Source organism: Blautia faecis, assembly GCF_027662325.1.
GTDB classification, from domain to species: domain Bacteria; phylum Bacillota; class Clostridia; order Lachnospirales; family Lachnospiraceae; genus Blautia_A; species Blautia_A faecis.
Genome location: NZ_JAQDKY010000091.1, coordinates 1 through 2,533 on the forward strand (window position 1 = coordinate 1; position 2,533 = coordinate 2,533).

Annotated in this window: 3 protein-coding genes; 2 read left to right on the forward strand and 1 reads right to left on the reverse strand. The window is 48.1% G+C overall.

Annotated features, from left to right (window positions below; genetic code table 11):
• Nucleotides 1-371, reverse strand: a 371-nt coding sequence (locus tag PGQ38_RS19170; protein WP_270433157.1) for a LysR family transcriptional regulator, incomplete at its 3' end; no start/stop codon positions are given.
• A 139-nt stretch (nucleotides 372-510) separates the two neighbouring features.
• On the opposite strand from PGQ38_RS19170, the gene PGQ38_RS19175 reads away from it, so the two are divergent.
• Both PGQ38_RS19175 and pyrB read left to right on the forward strand, forming a co-directional pair.
• Nucleotides 511-1,812 (forward strand): adenylosuccinate synthase, encoded by a 1,302-nt coding sequence (locus PGQ38_RS19175; RefSeq protein WP_270414487.1) that lies wholly within the window; start codon nucleotides 511-513, stop codon nucleotides 1,810-1,812.
• A partial coding sequence (gene pyrB, locus PGQ38_RS19180) for an aspartate carbamoyltransferase (protein WP_270433159.1) occupies nucleotides 1,809-2,533 on the forward strand: 725 nt, incomplete at its 3' end. The genes PGQ38_RS19175 and pyrB, both read left to right, overlap by 4 nt.

Genomic DNA, 2,533 nt, shown 5'->3' on the forward strand with positions numbered 1-2,533 from the left:
AGCCGGATTCCCGGATAAGTCATATGGAAATTTTTTAATTTATCAAGCAGGAAAATATTCAAGGCAGTTTCGCTGGCGCCAATTGCTATACTTCCGTGGGAAAGCCCGGAGCTGTCCGCCAGCTCCTCTTCTGCAGCCTGAAACTGCTCCATTGCACCAAGCACGTGGGTATAAAGCCGCTCTCCTTCCGGGGTAAGCTGTACACCGCGGTTAGTACGGATAAATAAAGTGGTATTCAGCTGCTGTTCCAGACAGTTCATGGCCCGGGTGATGTTAGGCTGGCTGTTGTTTAACGCCTGGGCGGCCTTGGTAAAGTTGTGGTATTTTGCCACATAATAAAAGATCTTGTAATACTCGAAATTTACGTCCATAATATTTTTCCTTTTCTTTTGGCATATCATATATTTATTCCAATTATATCAATTATAGTTTTTACTTATTCCTACGTCAAGCGTATTATGTACCCGAATAAAAAAGGGAAACAGGAACGTGTTTTCAAAGGAGGAACAAATGCTTACAGCAGTAACCGGTATAAACTGGGGCGATGAAGGAAAAGGCCGTGTGATCGATCTTTTAGCGGAGCAGGCAGATGTGGTAGTCCGCTACCAGGGCGGCAACAACGCAGGTCACACAGTGGTCACCGACCAGGGTAAATTTGTCTTAAATCTTCTCCCATCTGGTATCTTACATCCAGGTGTGGTATGTGTCCTCGGGGACGGAATGGTAGTCGATCTGGAACATCTTTCCCGGGAAATCCATGAAATAGAGAAAAAAGGAATCCGGGTTACACCGGATCATCTGAAGCTTTCAAAGCGTGCCACGATCTCCATGCCATGGCACAAGGTACAGGATGAGTTAGAAGAAAACCGGCTGGCAAAAACCGGCAGCGCCTTTGGCTCTACCCGCCGTGGAATCGCCTACGCCTACAGTGACAAGTACCGTAAGAAAACCCTTCGTCTTGGGGATCTGCTTCATTTAAAAGAGGATTCCGTAAAAGCCAGATTAAAAACCATGCTGGAGGCAAAAAACCTGGAGCTTGCAGGCTGCTATCATCAGGAGCCAATGTCTTACCCTGCTCTTCTCACCTGGTGTGAGGAACAGGCAGAACTCTTTGGCTCCTATATTGCAGACACGGGTGAGTTTCTGGAACAGGCACTGTCAGAGGGCAAAAAGGTAGTGCTGGAAGCCCAGCTTGGCGCCATGAGGGATATTGATTATGGTATTTTCCCCTATACCTCAAGTTCCTCTACCATTTCTGCCTATGGCCCGATCGGTGCCGGAATTCCGGGAAAATCCCTGGATCATGTGGTGGGCGTTTTAAAAGCATATTCTACCTGTGTTGGTGCCGGTCCTTTTGTAGCAGAAAAGGCAATGTCCGATGCCTGGGAAGAAGAGCTTCGAAAAGCGGGCGGTGAATATGGTGCTGCCACAGGCCGTCCCCGCAGGGTGGGACCGTTTGATGCCGTAGCCAGCCGTTATGGATTAAAATGCCAGAATGCAGATCAGATCGCACTTACCAAAATGGATGTCTTAAGTTCCATGAAAGAGATTCCCGTGATCACAGGCTACAAACGTGACGGTGTTGTGACCATGGATTTTGACCCTATGGATGAACTGGACAGCTTTGTCCCTGTAGTAGAAATGCTCCCGGGCTGGGAATGCGATATTTCCGGCTGCCGGACGTATGAAGAGCTTCCGGAGAATGCCAAAGCCTACATCCGTATCCTGGAGCAGCTTTTGAACCATGAGATCCAGTTTATTTCCGTCGGAGCCAAACGGGATCAGTTTTTAACAAAAGGAGCCTGGTTATGAGACATTTGATCGATCCACTTGATTTTACCCTTGAAGAAACTACAAAAGTTCTGGATCTGGCAGACCGCATTGCAGAAAATCCGGAAGTGTACAGCCATGTGGCGGATGGGAAAAAGATTGCTACTCTTTTTTACGAGCCAAGTACCAGAACACGTCTTTCCTTTGAATCTGCCATGCTAAGCCTTGGAGGAAAGGCCCTTGGCTTTGCTGGTGCTGAGCAGTCCAGTGCCAGAAAGGGAGAAACGGTAGGTGATACCGCCCGGGGGGTAAGCTGCTATGCGGATATCATTGCAATGCGGCATCCCAAGGAAGGCGCTCCCCTTCGTGCCTCCATGTATGCCACAGTGCCAGTAATTAATGCCGGGGATGGCGGTCATAACCATCCAACCCAGACACTGATTGACCTTATGACTATCCGTCAGAGGAAAGGTCATCTGGATCATCTGACAGTTGGCTTTTGCGGGGATCTGAAATTTGGACGCACCGTACATTCCCTGGTAAACAGCCTGGTACGTCATCCTGGAAACGAGTTTTACTTCATCTCCCCGGAGGAACTTAAGATCCCGGATTACGTGATGGAAGAGACCTTAAAGCCAAACCATTCTTTTTACAAAGAAGTCACCAGCCTGGAGGAAACCCTTCCCAAGCTGGACGTGCTCTATATGACAAGAGTTCAGAAAGAACGTTTCTTTAACGAGGAAGATTATGTCCGGTTAAAGGA